The 2,001-nt window shown below is 71.4% G+C and carries 3 protein-coding genes and 1 pseudogene; 1 reads left to right on the top strand and 3 read right to left on the bottom strand.

The window, feature by feature from the left end; all coding sequences use genetic code 11:
- On the bottom strand, positions 1-136 hold a 136-nt coding region (locus tag KV557_RS41645; RefSeq protein ID WP_218207327.1), incomplete at its 3' end, for an acyl-CoA dehydrogenase family protein.
- Positions 137-309: 173 nt separating this feature from the next.
- Between KV557_RS41645 and KV557_RS41640 the strand changes: the two genes are divergently transcribed.
- Complete coding sequence (locus tag KV557_RS41640) at positions 310-744, top strand: hypothetical protein (protein ID WP_218207326.1); 435 nt, start codon at positions 310-312, stop codon at positions 742-744.
- A 99-nt stretch (positions 745-843) separates the two neighbouring features.
- On the opposite strand, the gene KV557_RS41635 is transcribed toward KV557_RS41640, so the two are convergent.
- The gene (locus tag KV557_RS41635) at positions 844-1,806 is read right to left on the bottom strand and encodes an electron transfer flavoprotein subunit alpha/FixB family protein (protein WP_218207325.1); all 963 of its coding nucleotides are present in this window, start codon (positions 1,804-1,806) and stop codon (positions 844-846) included.
- A gap of 46 nt (positions 1,807-1,852) precedes the next feature.
- A pseudogene (locus tag KV557_RS41630) lies at positions 1,853-2,001 on the bottom strand (electron transfer flavoprotein subunit beta); the annotation flags it as partial.

The following is a 2,001-nucleotide window of genomic DNA, read 5'->3' as shown; positions in this document are numbered from 1 at the left end:
CCTCCTGCGGGAACCGCCCCTGCTCGTCCACCTCCGCCGCGAACGGAGCGATCTTCGCCTCGGCCAGCCCACGCACCGCCTCACGGAGCATCTCGTGCTCCTCGGAGATACGGAAGAGATCGAAGTCCTGGCTCATGATCGGCGCTCCTGTTTCGCGACGGTACTGACGGTACTCAGTACCCTTCATTATGCACGCGTGCAGCAAAAAGGGAACTCAGTGCCTTCACATGGCGGTACTGAGTTCCCTATCCTCTTTTCTGCCGAACTTCTGCCGAACAAGCCGGTCCGAGCGCAGGGAGAGATGACACCGTGGTCCACTCAGCCATCGACGCCGACACCGAGAGCACCACGTTGTACTTCCAGCGCTGCACCTGGTGCAGCAACCCCACGTTCCAGCGGCTGCTCTGCCCCACCTGCGGCTCCACCGACCTGCGGCTGGAGCCCAGCGAGGGCACCGGCGTGGTGCGGCGCTGCGCGGTCGAGCAGGCCCGGACGCCGCTCGCCCGCCAGAAGTCGCTGATCCGGATGGCCGAGGGCTTCGACGTGTGGTGCATCGTCGACGGGCTGCGCAGCACCGTGCCGGTGGGCACCAAGGTGCGGCTGCTGCCCTCCCCCGGCTCCGAGTACCCGGAGCTGCGGCTGCTGCCGGTGGAGGAGCCGCAGCCCGTCCAGCCCGCCGAGCCGCGCCCGCTGCCGCCGACCCAGGGCGGATTCACGCAGCACCTCGCGGCATTCGCCGAGTAGAAGCGCGTAGAGCCGAGTGGAGCCGAGTAGAGCCGACAAACGACGGAGGGCGTGGCACCGGATACCCGGTGCCACGCCCTCGCCGTTCGCTCGGGGGGATCAGCCCTTGCGGGCCTTCACCTCGGCGGTGAGCTGCGGCAGCACCTCGAAGAGGTCGCCGACCACGCCGTAGTCCGCCAGCTCGAAGATCGGGGCCTCGGGGTCCTTGTTGACGGCCACGATGGTCTTCGAGGTCTGCATGCCGGCCCGGTGCTGGATGGCGCCCGAGATGCCGTTGGCCACGTACAGCTGCGGCGAGACCTGCTTGCCGGTCTGGCCGACCTGGTTGCTGTGCGGGTACCAGCCGGCGTCGACAGCGGCACGCGAGGCGCCGACGGCCGCGCCGAGCGCGTCCGCGAGCTCCTCGACGACGCCGAAACCGGCCGCCTCGCCGACGCCGCGGCCGCCGGAGACCACGATCGCGGCCTCGGTCAGCTCCGGACGGCCGGTGGAGACGCGCGGGGTGCGCGAGGTGACCTTGGCGGCGTTGCCGGTGAAGGCGACGGCGACGTTCTCCACCGCGCCGGCGGCCGGGGCGGCCTCGGGGGCGACGGCGTTCGGCTTGACGGTGATGACCGGCACGCCGTTGCTGATGCGCGAGTCGACGGTGAACGAGGCGGCGAACACCGACTGGGTGGCGACCGGGCCCTGGTCGCCGGCGCGGACGTCCACGGCGTCGGTGATGATGCCGGAGCCGAGGCGCAGCGCCACGCGGGCGGCGACCTCCTTGCCCTCACCGGACGAGGTGACCAGGACGGCGGCCGGGGAGCCGGCCTGCGCGATCTGGGTCAGGGCGTCCACCTTCGGGACGACCAGCTGGTCGGCGAACTCGGCGCCGTCGGCGACGTACACCTTCGCCGCGCCGTACTCGCCGGCCTTCGCGGCGATGTCGGCGGCCTTGTCGCCGGCGCCGAGGACGACGGCGGACGGCTCGCCGATGCGGCGGGCCAGGGTCAGCAGCTCCAGGGCCGGCTTGCGGACCGCACCGTCGGCGTGGTCCACCAGAACGAGAATCTCAGCCATTGCTCAATGTCTCCGTGTTTCGCTGGGGCAGGGGGTGGGGGCGGGCTCAGATGAACTTCTGGTCCGCGAGGAACGCGGCGAGCTGCTTGCCGCCCTCGCCCTCGTCCTTGACGACGGTGCCCGCGGTGCGCGCCGGACGCGCCGCCACCGCCTCGACCGCCGTCCACGCACCCGCCAGACCGACCTCGTCCGCCT

This window comes from Kitasatospora aureofaciens (assembly GCF_019192735.1).
Classification (GTDB): domain Bacteria; phylum Actinomycetota; class Actinomycetes; order Streptomycetales; family Streptomycetaceae; genus Kitasatospora; species Kitasatospora aureofaciens_A.
This window is presented reverse-complemented; position numbering and strand designations above follow the sequence as displayed.